Annotated in this window: 2 protein-coding genes; both read right to left on the bottom strand. The window is 70.4% G+C overall.

Annotated features, from left to right (window positions below; genetic code table 11):
- Positions 1-397, bottom strand: a 397-nt coding sequence (locus AC27VN_RS41840) for a DUF1109 domain-containing protein (RefSeq protein WP_490880570.1), incomplete at its 3' end; no start/stop codon positions are given.
- On the bottom strand, positions 394-972 hold the full coding sequence (locus tag AC27VN_RS41845; RefSeq protein WP_208511517.1) for a sigma-70 family RNA polymerase sigma factor: 579 nt from the start codon (positions 970-972) through the stop codon (positions 394-396). The genes AC27VN_RS41840 and AC27VN_RS41845, both read right to left, overlap by 4 nt.
- Between the last annotated feature and the right edge of the window lie 260 nt (positions 973-1,232).

Raw genomic sequence — 1,232 nt, forward strand, 5'->3', positions numbered from 1 at the left:
TCATGGCGCAGACGCGCCACGACTGGCCCATCAGCGAGGGCATGCGCCCTTCCATCGGCGTATCGAACCAGGCCACCACGGCCAGCGCCCAGACCGCCAGCACCGGCAGCACGGCACCGATCCAGGCCCGGCGCACCAGCACGCCCGGACGCGCGAGCCGCTGCACCATCACGAAGGCCGCGCCCGCGATCGCCAGCGGAAACAGCAGCTTGACCCAGAACATCGGCCAGAACAGGGCCTGCAACAGGTCGCGCCGCGGCCCGTATTCGACCAGCAGGATCGCCAGCGATAGCGGCGCGCCGATGGCCAGCGCCAGCCCCAGCCGCCGGCTCGCCGCCTGGCGCGGTACGGCCACCGGGCCGGCGGCGAGCATGGCGACCAGATCGTCGGTCTTCATGCGGCGCTCCCGAAGCGCGCGGCCAGCGCCTTGAGCCCGCGGTGGATCCCCACCTTGACCGCCGATTCGGACATGCCCGTGAGGCTCGCGGTCTCGGCCACCGACAGCCCCTCGATCTTCACGTGCACGATCGGCAGGCGCTGGCGCTCGGGCAGGGTCTCGAGCAGGCCGCCGAGGTCGCGGCGCGCATCGCTGGCCTCGATGTCGGAGGCCGCGAACAGGCCCTGCTCATCGTCGAGCGGGTCCTGCAGCGCCTCGCGCGAGGACTTGGCGCGCAACAGGTCGATCATCTTGTAGCGCGCGATCGCATGCACCCAGGCCGTCAGCGGCTGGTCGCTCTGGTAGGTATGGCGCTGGTTGTGCATGGCGAGCAGGCATTCCTGGACGAGGTCTTCCACATCATCGGGCCAGCCGAACAGCCGCCGGCCCAGGAAAGCGCGCAGGTGCGCGCTGAGTCGCTGCAGGAAGTCGCGGTACGCCTTCGCATCGCCATCGAGGCCGCGAAGGAAGAGGCTGCGCAGCGCCGCCTCGGCGTCGCTCGTGTGCATCCTGCTGCCTTCGTTGTTTCGTGCCATCGGACCGGCTGGTTACAGCCTCGTCGAAAAAGTTCCGACGGATTGTGCCGCGCCGCCGCAAGGGCCCGCGCGGCCGCGGGCCTTGGCCCTGCCGCGCCGCTCACTGGACTAAGCTGCGCCGCACCCCTGCAAGGAGCGCCCATGTCGTCCGGCATCGCCCCGGTGTTCAAAGGACTCGTCTCGCATCCCTGGGCCTACCCGGCGCTGGAGGCGGTGCACATCGTCGGCATCGCGATGCTGTTCGGCGGCCTGCTGGTGTT

The organism is Variovorax sp. 20P10.2.4 (assembly GCF_058244205.1).

Excerpts from the sequence above, each read along its gene's own strand:
- AC27VN_RS41845 (WP_208511517.1), bottom strand. The coding sequence starts at position 972 with ATGGCACGAAACAACGAAGGCAGCAGGATGCACACGAGCGACGCCGAG.